The organism is Streptomyces nogalater (assembly GCF_039532885.1).
GTDB classification, from domain to species: Bacteria; Actinomycetota; Actinomycetes; order Streptomycetales; family Streptomycetaceae; genus Streptomyces; species Streptomyces nogalater.
Genome location: NZ_BAAASM010000069.1, coordinates 72,198 through 88,712, shown reverse-complemented (window position 1 = coordinate 88,712; position 16,515 = coordinate 72,198). Strand labels below are relative to the sequence as shown.

Here is a 16,515-nt window from a genome sequence, read left to right as displayed (position 1 = left end):
TGCCCGGCTCCGGTCGCGCCTGCCCGGCCCCGGCCGTCTTGCCCCGCTCCGGCCGTTCCTGCCCGGCTCCGGTCGTGCCTGCCCGGCTCCGGTCGTGCTTGCCCGGCTCCGGCCGTCTTGCCCCGCTCCGGCCGTTCCTGCCCGGCCCCGGTCGTGCTTGCCCGGCTCCGGCCGTCTTGCCCGGCCCCGGCCGTGCCTGCCCCGCCCCGGCCACGCCTGCCCGGCCCCGGTCGTGGGTACCGGCGCCGGGAACTCCTGTTCTGTCCCGGGAGTCGGACAGGCGGGGACAATGGTGGGCGGGGATCACCGGACGGGTGGAGCTGATGGAACCTACCGAGACGAGAACACCGGAGCGGGCCGCGTCGTACCGCACCATGACGGCGTTCACCCCCGCCGACGAGGAGCGCCGGCGCGGGGTGCGGCGCATGAAGCTCACGGCGACGGGCCTGCTGCTGTTCGTCGCGGTGGTCTACGTCCTGGCCGAGGCCGCCCGGCACGCGGGCGCCGGGACCTGGGCCGGCTATGTGGCGGCGGCGGCCGAGGCCGGCATGGTGGGCGCGCTCGCCGACTGGTTCGCGGTCACCGCCCTGTTCCGGCACCCGCTCGGACTGCCCATCCCGCACACCGCGATCATCCCCACCAAGAAGGACCAGCTGGGCGTCTCGCTGGGCGAGTTCGTCGGGGAGAACTTCCTCTCCGAGGACGTCGTACGGCAGCGGCTGCGCGCGGTCGGCATCGGCAGCCGGCTCGGCGCCTGGCTCGCCGAACCCGAGCACGCCGACCGGGTGACGGCGGAACTGGCCACCGCCCTGCGCGGCGCCCTGACCGTGCTGCGCGACTCGGACGTGCAGGCGGTCGTCGGCGAGGCGGTCACCCGGCGGGCCAACGCCCAGGAGATCGCGCCGGGCATCGGCAAGACACTGGAGAAGGTCGTCGCCGACGGCGGGCACCGGCGGGTGGTGGACCTGGTGGTGTCCCGCGCCCACGACTGGCTGGAGCTGCACCGGGCCGACGTGATGGTGGCCGTGGAGGGCGGCGCGCCCGGCTGGACCCCCCGGTTCGTGGACCGCAAGGTCGGCGAGCGCGTCTACAAGGAGCTGCTGCGGTTCGTCACCGAGATGCGGGACATGCCCTCGCACCCGGCGCGCGGCGCGCTGGACCGCTTCCTCACCGACTTCGCCTCCGACCTCCAGTCCGACACCGACACCCGGGCGCGGGTGGAGCGGCTCAAGAGCGAGGTGCTGGGCCGCGGCGAGGTGCAGGACCTGATCGCGTCCGCCTGGACGGCCGTACGGTCGATGATCGTGGCCGCGGCGGAGGACGAGCGCAGCGAACTGCGCCGGCGCGTGCGGTCCGCGCTGCTGTCCCTGGGCGCGCGGATGGCGTCCGAGGAGAAGATGCAGGACAAGGTCGACGCCTGGGTGGAGGGCGCGGCGGTGCACGTCGTGACGACGTACCGCACGGAGATCACCTCGCTGATCACGGACACCGTGGCCGGCTGGGACGCCGAGCACACCACCCGCAAGATCGAGGCCCACATCGGCCGCGACCTGCAGTTCATCCGGATCAATGGCACGGTGGTGGGGTCCCTCGCGGGGCTGCTGATCTACGCGGTCTCGCGCGGCCTGGGGGCCTGACCGGACTGTTCCGGCGCGCTGCGGGCACCCGGATTTCCGTCCTTCGACGAGGAGGGAGCCCATGAGCGAAGCGGAGACGCCGCCGGCGCGGACCGGCCGGACGATCACCACGAACATCCCCGCCCGGCTGGACCGGCTGCCCTGGTCCCGCTGGCACTGGTCCGTCGTGATCGGGCTGGGCACCGTATGGATCCTGGACGGCCTGGAGGTCACGGTCGTCGGCAACATCGCCGGCCGGCTGTCGGAGTCCGGCAGCGGCCTGGCGATCTCCTCCGGGCAGGTCACCGGCGTCGCCGCCGCGCTCTATGTCGCGGGCGCCTGCGCCGGAGCCCTGTTCTGGGGCCGGCTGACCGACCGGTTCGGCCGCCGGAACCTCTTCATGATCACCCTGGCGGTGTATCTGGCCGCGACCGCCCTGACCGCCGTGTCCTGGGAAGCCTGGTGGTTCTTCCTGTTCCGCTTCCTGACCGGCTTCGGCATCGGCGGCGAGTACGCGGCGATCAACTCCGCGATCGACGAGCTGATCCCGGCGGACTACCGCGGCCGGGTCGACCTGATCATCAACGGCAGCTTCTGGCTGGGCGCGGTCGGCGGCTCCCTGCTGTCGATCGTCGCGCTCAACACCGACCTGCTGGCCGCGAACCTCGGCTGGCGGCTGACCTTCGCCCTCGGCGCCGTCCTCGCCCTCGTCATCCTCCTGGTACGGCGGCACGTCCCGGAGAGCCCGCGCTGGCTGCTGATCCACGGCCGGGACCGGGAGGCCGAGGAGATCGTCTCCGGCATCGAACGCCGGGTGGAGCAAGAGCGCGGCGAACGGCTGCCGGACGCCGAGGGCGAGCTGGAGATCCACCAGCGCAAGAGCGTCTCCTTCCTGGAGATCGCCCGCACGGTCTTCGGCCGCTACCGCAGGCGCGCGGTCCTCGGCTTCTCCCTCTTCATCGGCCAGGCGTTCCTGTACAACGCCATCACCTTCGGCTTCGGCGCGATCCTGACCAAGTTCTACGACATCCCCTCCGACCGCACCGGCTACTACTTCGCGGTGATCGCGGCCGGCAACTTCTGCGGCCCGCTGCTGCTCGGCAAGCTCTTCGACACGGTCGGCCGGCGTGTGATGATCTCCTCGACCTACCTGCTGTCGGGCCTGCTGCTGTTCGGCACGGCCTGGCTGTTCGACCGGGGCGCGCTGAACGCGGCCACGCTGACCGCCTGCTGGTGCGCGGTGCTGTTCTTCGCTTCCGCGGGCGCCTCCAGCGCCTATCTGACGGTGTCGGAGATCTTCCCGATGGAGACCCGCGCCATGTCCATCGCCTTCTTCTACGCGATCGGCACGGCGGCCGGCGGCATCAGCGGCCCGCTGCTGTTCGCCGACCTCACGGGCACCGGCCGGGTGCGCGACACGGTCCTGGCGTTCTCCATCGGCGCGGCGCTGATGTGCGCGGCCGGCCTGGTCGCGGCGTTCCTGGCGGTACGGGCCGAACGCCGCTCCCTGGAGGACATCGCCCGCCCGCTGACGGCGGTGGCGAGCCGGGCGAAGGCGGCGGCGCGGCCTTCCCGGGGCAGTGGCCCTACGGCACCGCCGGCGGCCAGCAGGCCGTGAGCGTCGACGAGCGTCAGGCGCCGGTGGTGGAGCCCGGCCGGACGATCATCAGCACGGTGACGGCGGCCCAGAGGAGGTTGAAGAGGCCGGTGTACTGGGCGAGCCGGGCGGTGGGGTTCCGGGTGCCGCCGCCACCGGCCTCCAGCAGGGCCGTCTGGGCCGGGAGGATCAGCGCGGCCAGGACGAGGGCGGCGAGGACGGTCAGCGCGATGGACACGATCAGCCAGGCGCTGCCGAGCACGCCCATGCGGCTCGCGGTGGCGAAACCGAAGACGGGGACGACGACGCCGACGACGGCGTAGACACGGCATATCCGGTGCAGCAGATGAAGGCTCGCGGTGGCGTCGGTGGAGCCGGGGCCGGTAGCGGCCGCGCCCCGGCGGGCGACGGGCGGGAACATGCTGGCGGCGACGGCGACGGGCCCGATGGCGAGGATCGCGGCAATGACGTGCACGGCGAGGAGGAACTTGGTCACGGGGCGACGCTAGGGCGCGGCGGGAGCACGCAGAAGCGGCCGGATTGCCACCTGCCGACGGATTCCCGCCACCGGTACCGGCAGGCGTACACCCCGCGTTCCTCCTGCTCGGCGGGGGTTGGCGGCAACCCGTCGTACGGCTAGCTTCCTGCCATGCACACCGTGGCCGTACTGGCGCTGGACGGCGTCATCCCGTTCGATCTGTCCGCCCCCGTCGACACCTTCGGCTGCGCCCGGCTGCCCGACGGCCGGCGGCCGTACCGGGTGCGGGTGTGCGGGGTGGGGGAGGAGGTCGCGGCGGGGGCCTTCACGGTCCGCGCGCCGTACGGCCTGGAGGCGCTCGCGGAGGCCGACACGATCATCCTGCCGGGCGTCGCGGACCTGCCGGAGACGCTGCCGCCCGGGGTGGCCGAGGCGCTGCGCGCGGCGGCGGCGAACGGCACCCGGATCGCGTCGATCTGCGTGGGCGCGTTCCTCTTCGCGGCGACGGGCCTGCTGGACGGGCTGCGCGCGACGACCCACTGGTACGCGGCCGGACAACTGGCGGCGCGGTACCCGGAGGTGACCGTCGACCCGAACGTGCTCTACGTCGACAACGGCCGGTTCCTGACGTCGGCGGGCGCGGCGGCGGCCCTGGACATGTGCCTGCACATGATCCGCAGGGACTTCGGCTCGGCGGTCGCGGCGCACGCGGCCCGGATGTCCGTGATGCCGCTGGAACGGGAGGGCGGGCAGGCCCAGTTCATCGTGCGGGACCTGCCCCCGGCACCGGCCGGCGCGACCCTGGAGCCGCTGCTGCGCTGGCTGGAGGACCACTGCGACCGTGATCTGACGCTGGACGAGATGGCGTCGAAGGCCGGCATGAGCACCCGTACCCTCAACCGCCGCTTCCGCGACCAGACCGGTACGACGCCGCTCCAGTGGCTGCACCGGGCCCGGGTGCGGCGGGCCCAGTACCTGCTGGAGACGACGGACCACCCCGTGGAACGGATCGCGGCCCAGACGGGTTTCGGCTCCCCCACGGCCTTCCGGGAACGCTTCCGGAAAGTGGTGGGCACGAGCCCGCAGGGGTACCGGAGGGCGTTCCGGGCGGAGGGGAGGGCGTCGTAGGGGCAGCGGTAACCGTAGCCGCAGTAGCGCGGTAGCCGTTGTGTTGCTGTGGCCGGTTGCTCTGCGGCCAATGCTGCTCTGTGGCCGTCAGGCCTTGCGGTCGGCGACGGCCCAGGAGGCGGCGGCGACGGCGCCGGCGACACCGAGGACGGCCGGCCAGGCGCCGACCTTCTTGGCCAGCGGGTGGGAGCCGGCGAAGGCGGCGACGTACGCGGCGGTGAGCGCGCCCGCGGCCTTCCCGCCGGCCCGCGCGCGCCACTGCTGCGCGGCGGCGGCCCCGGCGACGGCCAGCACGGCCCCGCCCAGCTGCCGCTTCTTGGTCCAACGGGCGACGCCGTAGCCGCCGACGAGCCCGGTGGCGGCGACGACCGCGCTGGGAACCCTGGCCATGAGTGCCTCCTGGTAACCCTCGTTATCCGTGATGTCCGCCCCGAGGCTAACGCGCAGGTCGGAGGGCGGAATGAACCTGAGTCGAGGCTTGTCAAGTTTCCAGCGGAGAGTTATATAAGAAGCCGAAGGGCATCGCACGCAGCGCCTGAAGAGAGGAGTGACCTGTGATGCTCATGCGCACGGATCCGTTCCGTGAACTCGACCGGCTCGCGCAGCAGGTGCTCGGCGCGAACGCCGCGGGCCCGGCCGTGATGCCGATGGACGCCTACCGGTCCGGGGACGAGTTCCTCGTCCACTTCGACCTGCCCGGCATCGACCCCGAGACGATCGAGCTGGACGTCGAGCGCAACGTCCTCGACGTCCGTGCCGAACGGCGCGGCCCCGCTCCGGACGACGCGGAGATGCTGGTGGCCGAGCGGCCGACGGGCACCTTCACCCGCCAGCTGTTCCTGGGGGACACGCTCGACACGAACCGCATCGACGCCTCGTACGACGCCGGCGTCCTGACCCTGCGCATCCCGGTGGCCGAACAGGCCAAGCCCCGCCGTATCCAGATCACCGGCGGAGGATCGGGCCGCAGGCAGATCAGCGGCTGAGCCCGGCCGGCACCGCCCGCCGGCCGGCATTGCCGCCGGCCGGCGGCCGTCGCCGGTGCGGACGCGTCCCGCGGCCGGAGCGGGACCCGGGACGCGACCGGGCGGGGGGCGCGGGCGAACGCGCCCCCTTGCCGCATCACCCGACGAGGAAGCCCACACCCGGCAACACGCCGATAAATCAGCACAACACGCCACAAGGAACCACACACCACCAGAGACACCACACGCCGCACTTTGGCCGAACTCCCGCTCATGCCCGTCGCGTTACGGGGTACCCGGTTGCCGGTGCCCCGCAGTGTTCCGGAGGAGGAGCCAGCACGATGACCGTGACCACCCCGCAGCCGAGAATCACCGTCCCCGCCCAGACCCCTCCGCCCCGCCCCCGCACCCGGGACGCGGCCGAGGACACCGGCTGGCTGGAGCTGACCGAGGCGGTGCGCGAGGCGGGCCAGTACACGACGAGGGCGGAGGCGGAACGCATCACCCGCATCGTCCTGTCGGCCCTGGGTGGCCACGTCACCGGCGACGAACGCGTGAACCTGGCGCAGGCGCTCCCGCGCGAGGCCGGCCGGGTCATCGCCTCCCAGATCCCCGCGTCCCACCCCCTGACGGCCCGCGAGTTCGTCGACTCGGTCGCCACCCGCATCGAGGGCGCGACCCCGGCCACGGCCCGCTGGGACGTCAGCTCGGTCCTGAGCGTCCTCGCCACCCGAATCGGCGAACCCCTGACCACACGGGTCCTGACCCAACTGCCCCCGGGCTACGCGCTGCTGTTCGGACGGGCGGAACTGGCGGCTATGGCGTAGGCGGTACGGGGGCCCTGGGCGCCGCGAAGGCAATGGACGGCGCCCAGGGAAACGTCCCGATGCGTTAGCCCTCGCTCCAGAAGGCCAGGGCCTTGCTGATCAGACCGCGGGCGGCATCTCCATAACTGGCCGCACGGCTCATGGCGTCGAATGCCTTGTCGTGCAAGGCGACTTCGTCCGGGTCGGTTACGTCGACGCCGGACGAGACGAGTTCATAGTGGGCTCGCCGGCCGTCGTACATGTTGAAGCCGGGCATGGGGACGACGTCCACCTCGGCGGTGGCCGGGAGAATGCCGAGACGGAGCGAGGGCAGGTCCATGTCGCCGAGCAGGCGCTCCATCTGTTCGCGCATGACCCCTGGGCCCCCGACGTTCGTGTACAAGGCCTGCTCGCCGAGGATGACGTCGTAGTGATGTTCCCCGTCGTAGAGGACCTGTTGACGCTCCATGCGCTTGGCCACTCCTGCCGGCACGTCGTCCGGCACGCCGAGGAACGTGACAACCCTGCGGAGGATGACAGTCGCGTAGGCATCGGTCTGAAGCGTGCCCCAGATCATGCCGGGGACGTACGCCTTGCCGTGCCGCGTCTGCTGGTACCAGCGGATCACTTCGTCCTGGATGTCTTCCGTGCCGGTGGACAGCCGCTGCTGCCAAGGGATCGCGCTGGTCACGTTGTCTCTCCTCACGAGAACACGGTTCTGTATTCCAGCTCCTCAAAGGCGCTGCTGTATGCCGAACGCCCTCAGCCGTCCTGCGGCCGTGGCTGAGCCAACGACGCCACGAAGGAGAGCCAGGCGGCAGAGTGAACGGTGAGGACCGGCCCATCGGCGCACTTCGAGTCCCGGACGCGGATGCCGGTGCCGGTGCGCGCACACTCAACGCACTCGGTTGTGTTGCCACCGCTGTACGACGACTTGAACCACCTGGGCTCGGACTCGGGCTGAGCGCCGACGTACATTCACAGCTCCTTGAGGGCACCGTGGATCATGGCGGACGAGGCTTCCATGTCCAACGCTTGTGCCTGAAGGTACTCGAACGCAAGTCTGTAGCGGTCCAGTTCCTCATCCTTCTCCAGGAAGAGAGAGCCGGCGTGGAAGTCGACATACACCACGTCGAGGGCCGGCTCGGGCCCGCCGATGATGACGAAGCTTCCCAGCGCCGCGGCGTGAGCTCCCTTGGCGAACGGCAGTATCTGGAGGGTGATGTGGGGCGAGGCGTTCGCTTCGAGCAGTCGGCCGAGCTGCTCCTTCATGATCCGGGACGATCCGACGACACGGCGGATGACTGACTCATCGAGGATCGCCCACAGCCGTGGCGGCTTCGGACGGGTGAGAATCTCCTGCCGTTTCATGCGGATGTCGACCAGACGCTCGATCTCCTCTTGGCCCAGAGGTACTTCGTTGGCCTTCTGAACCGCGGTGCTGTAGGCCCTCGTCTGGAGGAGACCGGGCACGTAGACGCAGGAGAAGTGGCTCTCGCGGACTGCCTCGTCCTCCAGGGTGAGCAGCAGGTTCATGCTCTCGGGGATGGAGTCCGCGAAGGAGTTCCACCAGCCCTGCTGCTTGGCGTCCCTCGCCAGGCCGATCACGGCCTTCGCCTCGGCCTCAGTCGCTCCGTACTCCCGGCACAGAGCTTCAACGACGATCCACCTGACCGGACCCGCCTGGGTTTCGTACCGGCTGACCGTCGCCTTTGAGACGCCGACGAGCCGTCCGGCCTCCTCAAGCGTCAGCCCTTTGCGAGCACGCAGCTTGCGCAAGGTCGCGCCAAGCTGGCGTCGGCGTGTGGTGGTTCGCTCGGACATTCGGCTCCTTCACCGTGGGCCGGGTACGCGGCCCGGAGATCCCTCAGGCTAGGGAGCGCTGAACTGGCCTCACCACCGGATTCACTCGATCGAGGCCCGTGAGAAGTTGCATGGTGAGAGTTCTCCTGTGCCATGCTCTAGCTCAGACCGCTACGCACTGCAGCCGTTCGGATACGGCAGGCGCGGGCATGTGCGTAGCCTGGGAGGGAGGGTGGTCATGCCCATCTCCGGAACGACCGATGGCCGACTGCGCTGCGTCTTGCCCTTCAAAGCGGCGGCGGTTGAGGTAGGCCCGCTGCGGCACACGGCCGCCAGACAGCTGGCAAGGTGGGGGATGCCGGCAGTAACCGACGAGGCCGAAGTGATCGTCACCGAGCTGGCGACAAATGTCGTCAAGCACGTAGGTGACGGCGCGGCGGCCACGTTGGTGCTGGAATGGAAGGGCGACCGGCTGCGGCTGGAGGTCCACGACAGGAGCCCCGCCCTTCCATCCGCCAAGAAGGCGGAACACGACGACGAGTGCGGCCGGGGTCTGCACCTCGTGGCCGGCCTGGCCACTGATTGGGGCGTGCTTCTGACCGCCGTCGGCAAGGCGGTCTGGTGCGAGATCCCACTCGGCTTGGGCATGGACTGCCGTCGGATTGAGCGGGCTGTCCAGGCGCTGGAGAGGTACCAGAGCGCTGAGGACGCTCCCAGGCGGCAAGGGCGTAGCCGCGAAGCCAGCCTTGATGAGTCCGCGGTCGAGTTGATCGCTGACCTGCTCCACTGGACCGCCGCCCGCGGGCATGACCCGGATGACTTCCTCGACCGTGCCCAGATGTACTACGAGGGTGAGGCGGACGCCGCCTGACGGACGGGGGCAGTGCCGGCGCGTTACCCGAGCGCCGCTCGCAATACAGCGCCGGCATCATCTGGCGCACCTTTCTCATGCAGCTCCAGGGCCACCGCCATGACGTCCTGGTCCTCCTGGTCCCGGCCGTAGACGTGGATCAGGTCGTCGGCCAGCCGGTCACGCTGCCGGTACCTCAGCTCCACTACGACCAGCGCGGTCTCGGCCGGGGTCAGCAACTCTGTTGTGCCCTGCCGGAGCAAGGTGAAGGCGAGGTCTTCCCGGCCCGATCCGTCCAGCTCCTCAGCCTGTGCCACTAGCTGCCGTGCCGCCGACATGTCTCTCGTGCTCAGCTGCCGGTCCCCCGGCCGACGGGGGACCGGCAGCTGAGCACTGGCGTCCTGTGCCGCCAGACGTTCTCGCGGGCCGGCTTCACTGGCCAGCTTTTCAGCCAGCTCGGCCTTCAAATCGGCCACGGTCATCTTCAGGTCGGCGACTTCCATCCGCAGTCTTGCCCCCTCTCGCCGGGCGGACCGCAACCGGGCGGCGAGCTGTTTTCTCTGCCGCCGACGGGCTTCCTGCTGCCGCTCGTGCGCCGCGCACGCCGGGCAGGGGGCGTTCACCTGCTGGATGAGCGAGTTGATTCGTCCGCCCATCTCCTGGCAGTACTCGCAGCCTCGTTTTTCAGCTACGGCACTGGTTCGGAGGCCCAGCAGGGCTTCGAGGGGGATGGCAACGTCCTGGCCGCTGATGGCGGCGTCGGCGCAAGCCTGCTTGTGCAAGCGCTCAAGGAAGTCCTGCGGGGGAATTCTGTGGTCATTCAGATAGCGCGACAGCTCATCAGCGGCGCAGCCCAGCCGCTTTGCCGCCTCTGCCTGCTTGAGGGGTCTTCCTCCTGATTCTCCCGGATCGTCCGATTGCAGCTGGCGGCACAACTCACGGAGCGCCAAACCGAGTCGGCGCTTTCCGGGGCGGACGCCCTCCTTGAACTCCTTGCCGGGGTCCAGCCAGCCCCCCCTGACCGGACTGCGTCCAGCTGATGACATGCGATTACCCCTCCCTGGGTGCGCTTAGGTGCGGCCAGCGTGCCATCCCAAGCCCCGTCTGTGACCGGCCAATTGTGCCCCCATCCTGGCCCTTCTGCGCCAGTCTTTCCCGCCACTTTTCTGCGGACTGGACTTGCTCGTTACGAGCAAGTCCAGTCCGCAGAAAATGCTTAGCCCGCGCAACTCGGAAAGGGGCTGGACTTCCGAGCTGTTGTGGTGTCAGCTGGGTAAGCCGCCGAGGGGCGGGGGAACGCGGAGACCGTGTGCCGTGCACTGTCAGTTGCGGGCGCAGTACTCTCCGAATGAAAAGGCGTGCCATTGGCACGAGTTCATGGGAGGCGTTATATGAATGAAATTCCGTCGTACCAGGACAAGAAGTTCGGAAGCATGGTCCGGGCAGCGCTGTGGCTGGTCTCTGTCGTGGGGGAGGGCAACATCTTCACGAAGGCCCAGCTGCGCGAGGCCTTCCCGGACGTCGCGCAGATCGACCGCAGGCTGAGGGACCTGCGTGACCACGGCTGGCGGATCGACACGAGCCGCGACGACCCCTCCCTGCTCCAGCAGGAACAGCGGTTTGTGACCCGGGGTGCCGATGTCTGGATTCCTGGCGCGTCCAAGGCGCCGAAGCACAAGTCCAGCCTGACCGCCGCCCAGCGTGCCAAGGTTCTCCAGGACGACAGCCACCTGTGCCGGTCGTGCGGCATCAGTGCCGGCGAAGCGTACGAGGACGGTGGAATCGAGCTCGCCAAGCTCAACGTCTCCCGGCGTAAGGTGCTCCAGTCTGACGGGACTGCCGACTACCAGCTCGTGACCGAGTGCAAGAAGTGCGGGACCGGCGGCGGGGCGGACCGTGAGGTTGACCTCGGGGCGCTGCTCGACGACGTGGAGAACTTCTCGTCGGTGGAGCGTCGCCTCTTCGCGAAGTGGATCGCTGCCGACCAGCGGACGTTCAGCCCGATCGAGAAGATCTGGGGCATCTACCGGACGCTTCCCCAGGAGTCGCGCGCCGCGGTAGCGCAGGCCATCGGCGACCTGGCCGACTGATCCAGGACCGGCAACGCAGACTGACACGACCGGCAACAGAAGGGACGGGGAAGGACATGGTGCGGGAGTTCCCGCCGCCGCCGCGCGCGGAGACGGTCAGTGAGCTGATCAGGAAGAGGCTGGAGGAGGTGAGGGCCGCCGGAGGCACCCGGGAGACTGTCACGGTCGACTGGAACGGGCAGCAGATCCACGTCGACGTCATCGATCTGCCGTTGAACGATCTCTACCTCAACCCGGGTACGCACCGGATCCGTGCCCAGCGCACCCACAAGCCTGACCAGGACCGCAATCTGGACAAGGACCCCTTCGGGGAAGCCGGCCAGGACTACCTGCGCAGCCTGCTCCAGGCCAAGCCTTCTGACCCGGATCTGCGGGATCCGGACTTCGACAAGCTGAAGGAGGACCTGGACAAGTTCGGCCAGAACGAGCCGGGCCTCGTCACCCACCACGGCGTCCTGGTGAACGGCAACACGCGTGCCGTCGCCCTGCGGGAGCTGGGCAAGCAGTCGATGAGGGTGGGCGTGCTCCCCTCGTCGTTCACGCAGGCCGACATCGACGCTGTGGAGCTGGCGCTCCAGCTCCGTCAGGACCAGCGGCGTGACTACTCCTACATCAATCGGCTGATCGCCATGGAAGAGCAGGCGGCGATGGGCCGGACGCCCGAGCAGATCGCCAAGGAATTCCGGATCCGGACCGCGACGTACCACCAGGAGCGGTGGATCCTCAGCACGATCAAGGAGCTGAACGACCGCAGCGCGAGCGGCGGGGGAGTCGCGCTGAGGCTCGTTGACTGGGAGGGGGCGCAGGAGCGTCTCAAGGAACTCCAGCGTCTGTACGCGAAGCTGGAGACCCTGGACCGGGACCAGGCCGAAATCCTGAAGGAGCGGCGTTTGGCCGCCATTCTGCTGAACTTCTCGAAGACGGACCTTCGTCACATCGACGAGACATTCCTGAAGGAGGGGTACCTGGAGGAAGTGCTGCCGTCCGAGCTGGCTGACAGCGGGACCGGTGCCCAGCCTGAGGCGGTGTCCATCCCCGGGCTGGACCTGGAGGTGCCGGCGACCACGTCGGCGGTTTCGGCGGCCCGTGCGCTGAACGACCGTATCCTCCGGGCGGCAGCCACGGTCCGCGATACGACCGCAGGGCTGCCCGACAGCGAAAAGGCTTCGGCTCAGGCCTTGCTCGACCAGGCCAAGGACGCCTTCGACCGCGCGATCGAAAACGCTGGCCGTGACGCGCGGCTCCGCAAGCGCAAGCAGCTCGCGCCGGCCCGGCTCGCGGACGCCTGCGTCAACATCGACCAGTGCGTCATCGAGCTGGTTCAGGCCCGCACCTCGAACAGCCTGGACGAGGAGGCCTTCGACGAGGCCGTACTCAAGCTCCGGGCCAGTCTGCGCAAGCTCGCCCAGCAGGCCGGGCGCGGGATCCCGAACCCCGGTGACGGTGTCTCCTGGCTCCACGCAGCCGCCACCGCGGAGGGCACCCAGTGACGGAAACGTCCCTGCACCTCGGGTTCGATGACTCGCGTACCCGTGTGGTCCTGCGGACCACAGAGCAGTACCGGCAGGACCTTGTCCAGCTGGCCGCCCGGTTCCGTACCGGCGGCCAGCTGGGCCCGCTCTCCGCCTCGGTGGCTCTGGACGAGCTCCTGGTCAACCTGCCCGTACTCAGCAGCTGGCCCGACCCGTCCGGTGTCGAGTGGGCTGCGGAACTCCGGAACCTTGTGTCCGGAGTGGTCAAGGACTCCAGGCTGGTCGAAGAGCGGCTGGCCGGCTCCGCGGCACCTCCGGAGGTTGCTGCCGATGACGTACTGAGCATGCTCGGAGACACCTGGAAGGAAGACCTCAACGCCTTCCAGCGCCGTGACGTCGCCAAGCTGCTCTCACTCGGGCACGGTGCGAACTTCAGTGTGCCCGGCGCCGGCAAGACCCGCGTGGCGCTCGCGGTCTACGCCGCTCAGCGGGCCCGGGGCAGCGCAAGCAGACTGCTGGTGGTCTGCCCCAAGTCGGCATATGAGTCCTGGCGTTACGAGACCGCCGTCTGCTTCAACTACCCCCTGCGCACCCATGTGCTCGACGGCTCTCTGGACGAGTGGGCCGAGGTGCTCATCGTCAACTACGAGCGCCTGGACCGTTCACTGCCGCTCCTGGCGAACTGGCTGAAGGCCGCCCCGTCCATGATCATCCTGGACGAGGCCCACCGGATGAAGCTCGGTGCCCGTGGCACGTACGGTGCCGCATGCATGGCGCTGGGCCCGCTCGCTGAACGCCGGCTCATCCTGACCGGAACGCCAGCTCCGAACGGCGCCAAGGACCTGGAGAACCTCATGGGCTTCGTCTGGCCGGGCCACGGCCAGCGGGCGGTCACCAGGGCGGTAGCGGGCGGAGACCTCGCCTACGCGAGCACGGTCCTGCGGCCGCTGTTCACCCGCACGACCAAGCAGGAGCTCGGCCTGCCGCCGATGACCCTGCGGATGCGCTACGTCGATATGCCAGCCCTGCACGCCGAGATCTACAGCTCTCTGGTGGGCGGCATGTCCAACGGCACCGCACGCGACGATTTGAGCGCGCTCGGCAAGACAGCGCTGCGCCTGCTGATGGCGGCGACGAGCCCGGCCCTGCTGCTGGAGGGCGCCACCAGGCACGAGCCGCTTGCCTACCAGTTGCCTCCGCTGGAGATCCCGGCAGGCAGCTCCCTGTATTCGCTGATGCAGAACCTGCCAGACTACGAGCTGTCTCCCAAGTACAAGGAAGCATTGGCGATCATCGCCGAGAATGCCGCGCAGGGCCGCAAGACCCTGGTGTGGACGACCTTCGTGCGCAGCCTGACCACCCTGGCCCAGATGCTGGACAAGTACAGCCCGGCTGTGGTGCACGGAGGCACGCCCGACCGGGAGGAACAGCTGCGTCGATTCCGTGAGGATCCCAGCTGCATGGTACTGATCTCCAACCCGGCGACCCTGGGAGAGGGGATCAGTCTTCACCACGTGTGCCACGACGCGGTGTACGTGGACCGGGACTTCATGGCCGGCCGCTACCTGCAGAGCCTGGACCGGATCCACCGTCTCGGCCTCGCTCCCGGCACGGAAACCAGGGTCACCGTGATCGCGGCACGCGGCACGATCGACGAAGTCGTTGAGGTGCGGCTGGACCAGAAGCTTGAATTCATGGGGAAGATCCTTGATGACCCCACGGTTCAGCAACTGGCCGACCTGGAGGAAGAGCCGTCCGTAGCGGCTGGACTGGCGCCCGGTGACATCGAGGCGCTGCTCCGGCACATCGGCGGTGCGTGAGGCGGGTGCGCCCGGTCAGACTGCGTCGTGCCGGTGGGTTCACCGGTACGACGCCAGGCTGCGTGACCTGAATGGCCTGGGGCCCTTCGGGGCAGGAAGCCCGGCATGGCCGAACTGATGACGGAGTGGGCGACGCGGATAGCGGAAACCGAGCTCAGTGCCGCGCTTCCACGGCGGTGGGCGCACACGCGAGGAGTGGCTGAGCGCGCGGTGGGTATCCGGCAGCTTCTTGGCGCGGACGCCGGCCTGCTGACCGCTGCCGCCACCCTGCACGACGTCGGGTACGCGCCTCGGCTGGCCGTGACGGGATTCCATCCGCTGGACGGGGCAAGGTTCCTCCGTGACGAGCACGGGGCCGACGAGCGGCTGGTGCGGCTGGTCGCGAACCACTCTTTTGCCCTGCTGGAGGCTGAGGAGCGCGGGCTGCGGGACGAGTTGGCGTTGGAGTTTCCGTTGCTGGAGGAGCCGTTGCTGATGGACGCTCTCGTGTACTGCGACATGACGACGACGCCCGACGGCGGCCGGACCAGTGCGCGGGAGCGGATCGCGGAGATCATCAGCCGGTATGGCGCGGACAGTGTGGTTGGCCGGTTCATCCGCCGTGCGGCGCCGGAGCTCCTCGCTTCCGTGCGGAGGACCGAGGCAGCGCTGGCGGCTCAGCCGAGGTAGGGATAGGTGCCGGCCAGGTAGTGCCCGATCTGCTGGCGCATGCTCGGGTGGATGTCGTACTGGTCGAGGTCGGCGGGCTGGACGAAGCGCACCCCGTCCGCCTCGTCGTTGATCGTGGGAGTTCCGCCGATGGGGCGGCCGATGTAGGTGTTCTCGTACTGCTGGCGGACCTCTCCATCGCTGTAGGCGACGATGTGATTGGGGTTGGTGTATACGCCGAGGAAGCCGGTGATCTCGGCGATGATGCCGGTCTCCTCCAGGCACTCGCGTACCGCGCACTCCGCCGCGGTCTCGCCGATGTCCTGGGCGCCTCCGGGAAGCGCCCACTGGCCGGTGTCGCGGCGGCGCTGGAGGAGGATGGCGCCGGTCTCGTCGACGACGAGCAGGTTGCTTGCCGGGATGAGGGTGTTTGCCTTCGGGGCGGCCGGGTCGTTGTAGTACTCAGTCCTGCCCATGGGCGGCGGTCCTCTCGTGGTCGGGTGTCCACGGCCGTGCGGCGGCCCAGACGCAGTCGAAGCTCTGAGCGTAACTGTCGAACCACCCAGTGCATTCGGCCCTCTTGAGGTGGAGCAGGGGGTTGGCGCTGGCCGGCTGCCCCCAGATGTGGGGATTGACCAGCAGGTTGTCGTCGTAGCGGAACATGGACGTGTAGAGCGTGGTGTCGTGGAGGCGTACGGCGCACCCAGCCTCGCCCAGCAGGGGCCGGTAATACGTCAGTGATGCGCGGATCTTGGCGGCCAGGGTGTCGCCGATGCCCTCTTCTCGGCCCCGGATCGCGACGGCCTGACCGTCCGGATCACCGAAGCACAGACGTACCCGGACCCCCTCCGCAGCGCGCTCGGAGAGCATCTTGGCTACGTGCGGATTGGACTGCGCGAAGAACGTACCGGAGAAGACGAGGACGCTGATCTCGTGCTGGGCCTCTCGCAGCAGTGAGAGCCAGACCTCTCTCGGCACGCTGGCCCGGTTCTGGTAGGCGCCGACCACCCCGGTGCCTGACCCGTCACGCGCCTGGCCGGACCGCCGAGGCGGCGCCGGCCAGAGGAAAGTCTCCTCCACGCGCAGATGACGGGCGACGCGGAAGCGATGCCGTGCGTGAGGAACACGCCCTCCCAGCCAGCGGCTCACCGTCTTCGGGTCCACCTCGCAGACTTCCGCGAGCGATTCGGGTGAGACACCGCGCTGCGCGAGCACAGAGTGCAGTCGGTCGTTCACGGCAGC

General features: G+C 69.4%; 18 protein-coding genes. 10 read left to right on the top strand and 8 right to left on the bottom strand.

All coding sequences use genetic code 11. The features are described from left to right. Nucleotides 1-323 precede the first annotated feature (323 nt). Together ABD350_RS34225 and ABD350_RS34220 are read left to right on the top strand one after the other, a co-directional pair. Nucleotides 324-1,637, top strand: a complete 1,314-nt coding sequence (locus tag ABD350_RS34225) for a DUF445 domain-containing protein (RefSeq protein WP_344352984.1) — start codon at nt 324-326, stop codon at nt 1,635-1,637. Between the two features lie 61 nt (nt 1,638-1,698). Continuing rightward, complete coding sequence (locus ABD350_RS34220; RefSeq protein ID WP_344352983.1) at nt 1,699-3,234, top strand: MFS transporter; 1,536 nt, start codon at nt 1,699-1,701, stop codon at nt 3,232-3,234. 13 nt (nt 3,235-3,247) lie between these two features. On the opposite strand, the gene ABD350_RS34215 is transcribed toward ABD350_RS34220, so the two are convergent. Then, entirely contained in the window at nt 3,248-3,709 is a 462-nt protein-coding gene (locus tag ABD350_RS34215) for a hypothetical protein (RefSeq protein WP_344352982.1), read from the bottom strand. 153 nt (nt 3,710-3,862) lie between these two features. On the opposite strand from ABD350_RS34215, the gene ABD350_RS34210 reads away from it, so the two are divergent. Then, the gene (locus ABD350_RS34210; protein WP_344352981.1) at nt 3,863-4,819 is read left to right on the top strand and encodes a GlxA family transcriptional regulator; all 957 of its coding nucleotides are present in this window, start codon (nt 3,863-3,865) and stop codon (nt 4,817-4,819) included. Between the two features lie 87 nt (nt 4,820-4,906). Here the strand turns inward: ABD350_RS34210 and ABD350_RS34205 are convergent, their stop codons facing one another. After that, nucleotides 4,907-5,209 carry a hypothetical protein gene (locus ABD350_RS34205; protein ID WP_344352980.1) on the bottom strand — a complete coding sequence of 101 codons (303 nt, stop codon included), beginning with the start codon at nt 5,207-5,209 and terminating at the stop codon, nt 4,907-4,909. Nucleotides 5,210-5,376: 167 nt separating this feature from the next. On the opposite strand from ABD350_RS34205, the gene ABD350_RS34200 reads away from it, so the two are divergent. Together ABD350_RS34200 and ABD350_RS34195 are read left to right on the top strand one after the other, a co-directional pair. Further along, entirely contained in the window at nt 5,377-5,805 is a 429-nt protein-coding gene (locus ABD350_RS34200; RefSeq protein WP_344352979.1) for an Hsp20/alpha crystallin family protein, read from the top strand. A gap of 320 nt (nt 5,806-6,125) precedes the next feature. Beyond that, on the top strand, nt 6,126-6,611 hold the full coding sequence (locus tag ABD350_RS34195) for a DUF2267 domain-containing protein (RefSeq protein ID WP_344352978.1): 486 nt from the start codon (nt 6,126-6,128) through the stop codon (nt 6,609-6,611). 64 nt (nt 6,612-6,675) lie between these two features. On the opposite strand, the gene ABD350_RS34190 is transcribed toward ABD350_RS34195, so the two are convergent. The 3 genes from ABD350_RS34190 to ABD350_RS34180 all read right to left on the bottom strand — a co-directional run bounded on the left by ABD350_RS34190 (nt 6,676) and on the right by ABD350_RS34180 (nt 8,414). Beyond that, nucleotides 6,676-7,281, bottom strand: a complete 606-nt coding sequence (locus tag ABD350_RS34190) for a DUF5753 domain-containing protein (protein ID WP_344352977.1) — start codon at nt 7,279-7,281, stop codon at nt 6,676-6,678. Between the two features lie 71 nt (nt 7,282-7,352). Further along, on the bottom strand, nt 7,353-7,568 hold the full coding sequence (locus ABD350_RS34185) for a DUF397 domain-containing protein (RefSeq protein ID WP_344352976.1): 216 nt from the start codon (nt 7,566-7,568) through the stop codon (nt 7,353-7,355). Then, a complete protein-coding gene (locus ABD350_RS34180; RefSeq protein WP_344352975.1) occupies nt 7,569-8,414 on the bottom strand; it encodes a helix-turn-helix domain-containing protein in 846 nt (281 codons plus the stop codon). Nucleotides 8,415-8,631: 217 nt separating this feature from the next. Here ABD350_RS34180 and ABD350_RS34175 point away from each other — a divergent pair, with 217 nt between their 5' ends. Next, on the top strand, nt 8,632-9,264 hold the full coding sequence (locus tag ABD350_RS34175) for an ATP-binding protein (RefSeq protein ID WP_344352974.1): 633 nt from the start codon (nt 8,632-8,634) through the stop codon (nt 9,262-9,264). Between the two features lie 23 nt (nt 9,265-9,287). Here ABD350_RS34175 and ABD350_RS34170 read toward each other — a convergent pair whose 3' ends face one another. Then, nucleotides 9,288-10,289 carry a helix-turn-helix domain-containing protein gene (locus ABD350_RS34170; RefSeq protein WP_344352973.1) on the bottom strand — a complete coding sequence of 334 codons (1,002 nt, stop codon included), beginning with the start codon at nt 10,287-10,289 and terminating at the stop codon, nt 9,288-9,290. A 345-nt stretch (nt 10,290-10,634) separates the two neighbouring features. On the opposite strand from ABD350_RS34170, the gene ABD350_RS34165 reads away from it, so the two are divergent. The 4 genes from ABD350_RS34165 (at nt 10,635) to ABD350_RS34150 (ending at nt 15,294) form a co-directional block, all read left to right on the top strand. Further along, the gene (locus ABD350_RS34165; protein WP_344352972.1) at nt 10,635-11,333 is read left to right on the top strand and encodes a hypothetical protein; all 699 of its coding nucleotides are present in this window, start codon (nt 10,635-10,637) and stop codon (nt 11,331-11,333) included. A gap of 56 nt (nt 11,334-11,389) precedes the next feature. After that, on the top strand, nt 11,390-12,823 hold the full coding sequence (locus ABD350_RS34160; RefSeq protein WP_344352971.1) for a ParB N-terminal domain-containing protein: 1,434 nt from the start codon (nt 11,390-11,392) through the stop codon (nt 12,821-12,823). Beyond that, nucleotides 12,820-14,625, top strand: coding sequence for a DEAD/DEAH box helicase (locus ABD350_RS34155; protein ID WP_344352970.1), 1,806 nt, complete (start codon nt 12,820-12,822; stop codon nt 14,623-14,625). The genes ABD350_RS34160 and ABD350_RS34155 overlap by 4 nt, the downstream gene beginning before the upstream one ends. A gap of 105 nt (nt 14,626-14,730) precedes the next feature. Beyond that, a complete protein-coding gene (locus ABD350_RS34150) occupies nt 14,731-15,294 on the top strand; it encodes an HD domain-containing protein (RefSeq protein WP_344352969.1) in 564 nt (187 codons plus the stop codon). On the opposite strand, the gene ABD350_RS34145 is transcribed toward ABD350_RS34150, so the two are convergent. Together ABD350_RS34145 and ABD350_RS34140 are read right to left on the bottom strand one after the other, a co-directional pair. Further along, nucleotides 15,282-15,749 carry an NUDIX hydrolase gene (locus ABD350_RS34145; protein ID WP_344352968.1) on the bottom strand — a complete coding sequence of 156 codons (468 nt, stop codon included), beginning with the start codon at nt 15,747-15,749 and terminating at the stop codon, nt 15,282-15,284. The two genes, ABD350_RS34150 and ABD350_RS34145, sit on opposite strands and share 13 nt — an antisense overlap. Then, nucleotides 15,736-16,509 carry a helix-turn-helix transcriptional regulator gene (locus ABD350_RS34140; protein ID WP_344353082.1) on the bottom strand — a complete coding sequence of 258 codons (774 nt, stop codon included), beginning with the start codon at nt 16,507-16,509 and terminating at the stop codon, nt 15,736-15,738. The genes ABD350_RS34145 and ABD350_RS34140 overlap by 14 nt, the downstream gene beginning before the upstream one ends. Between the last annotated feature and the right edge of the window lie 6 nt (nt 16,510-16,515).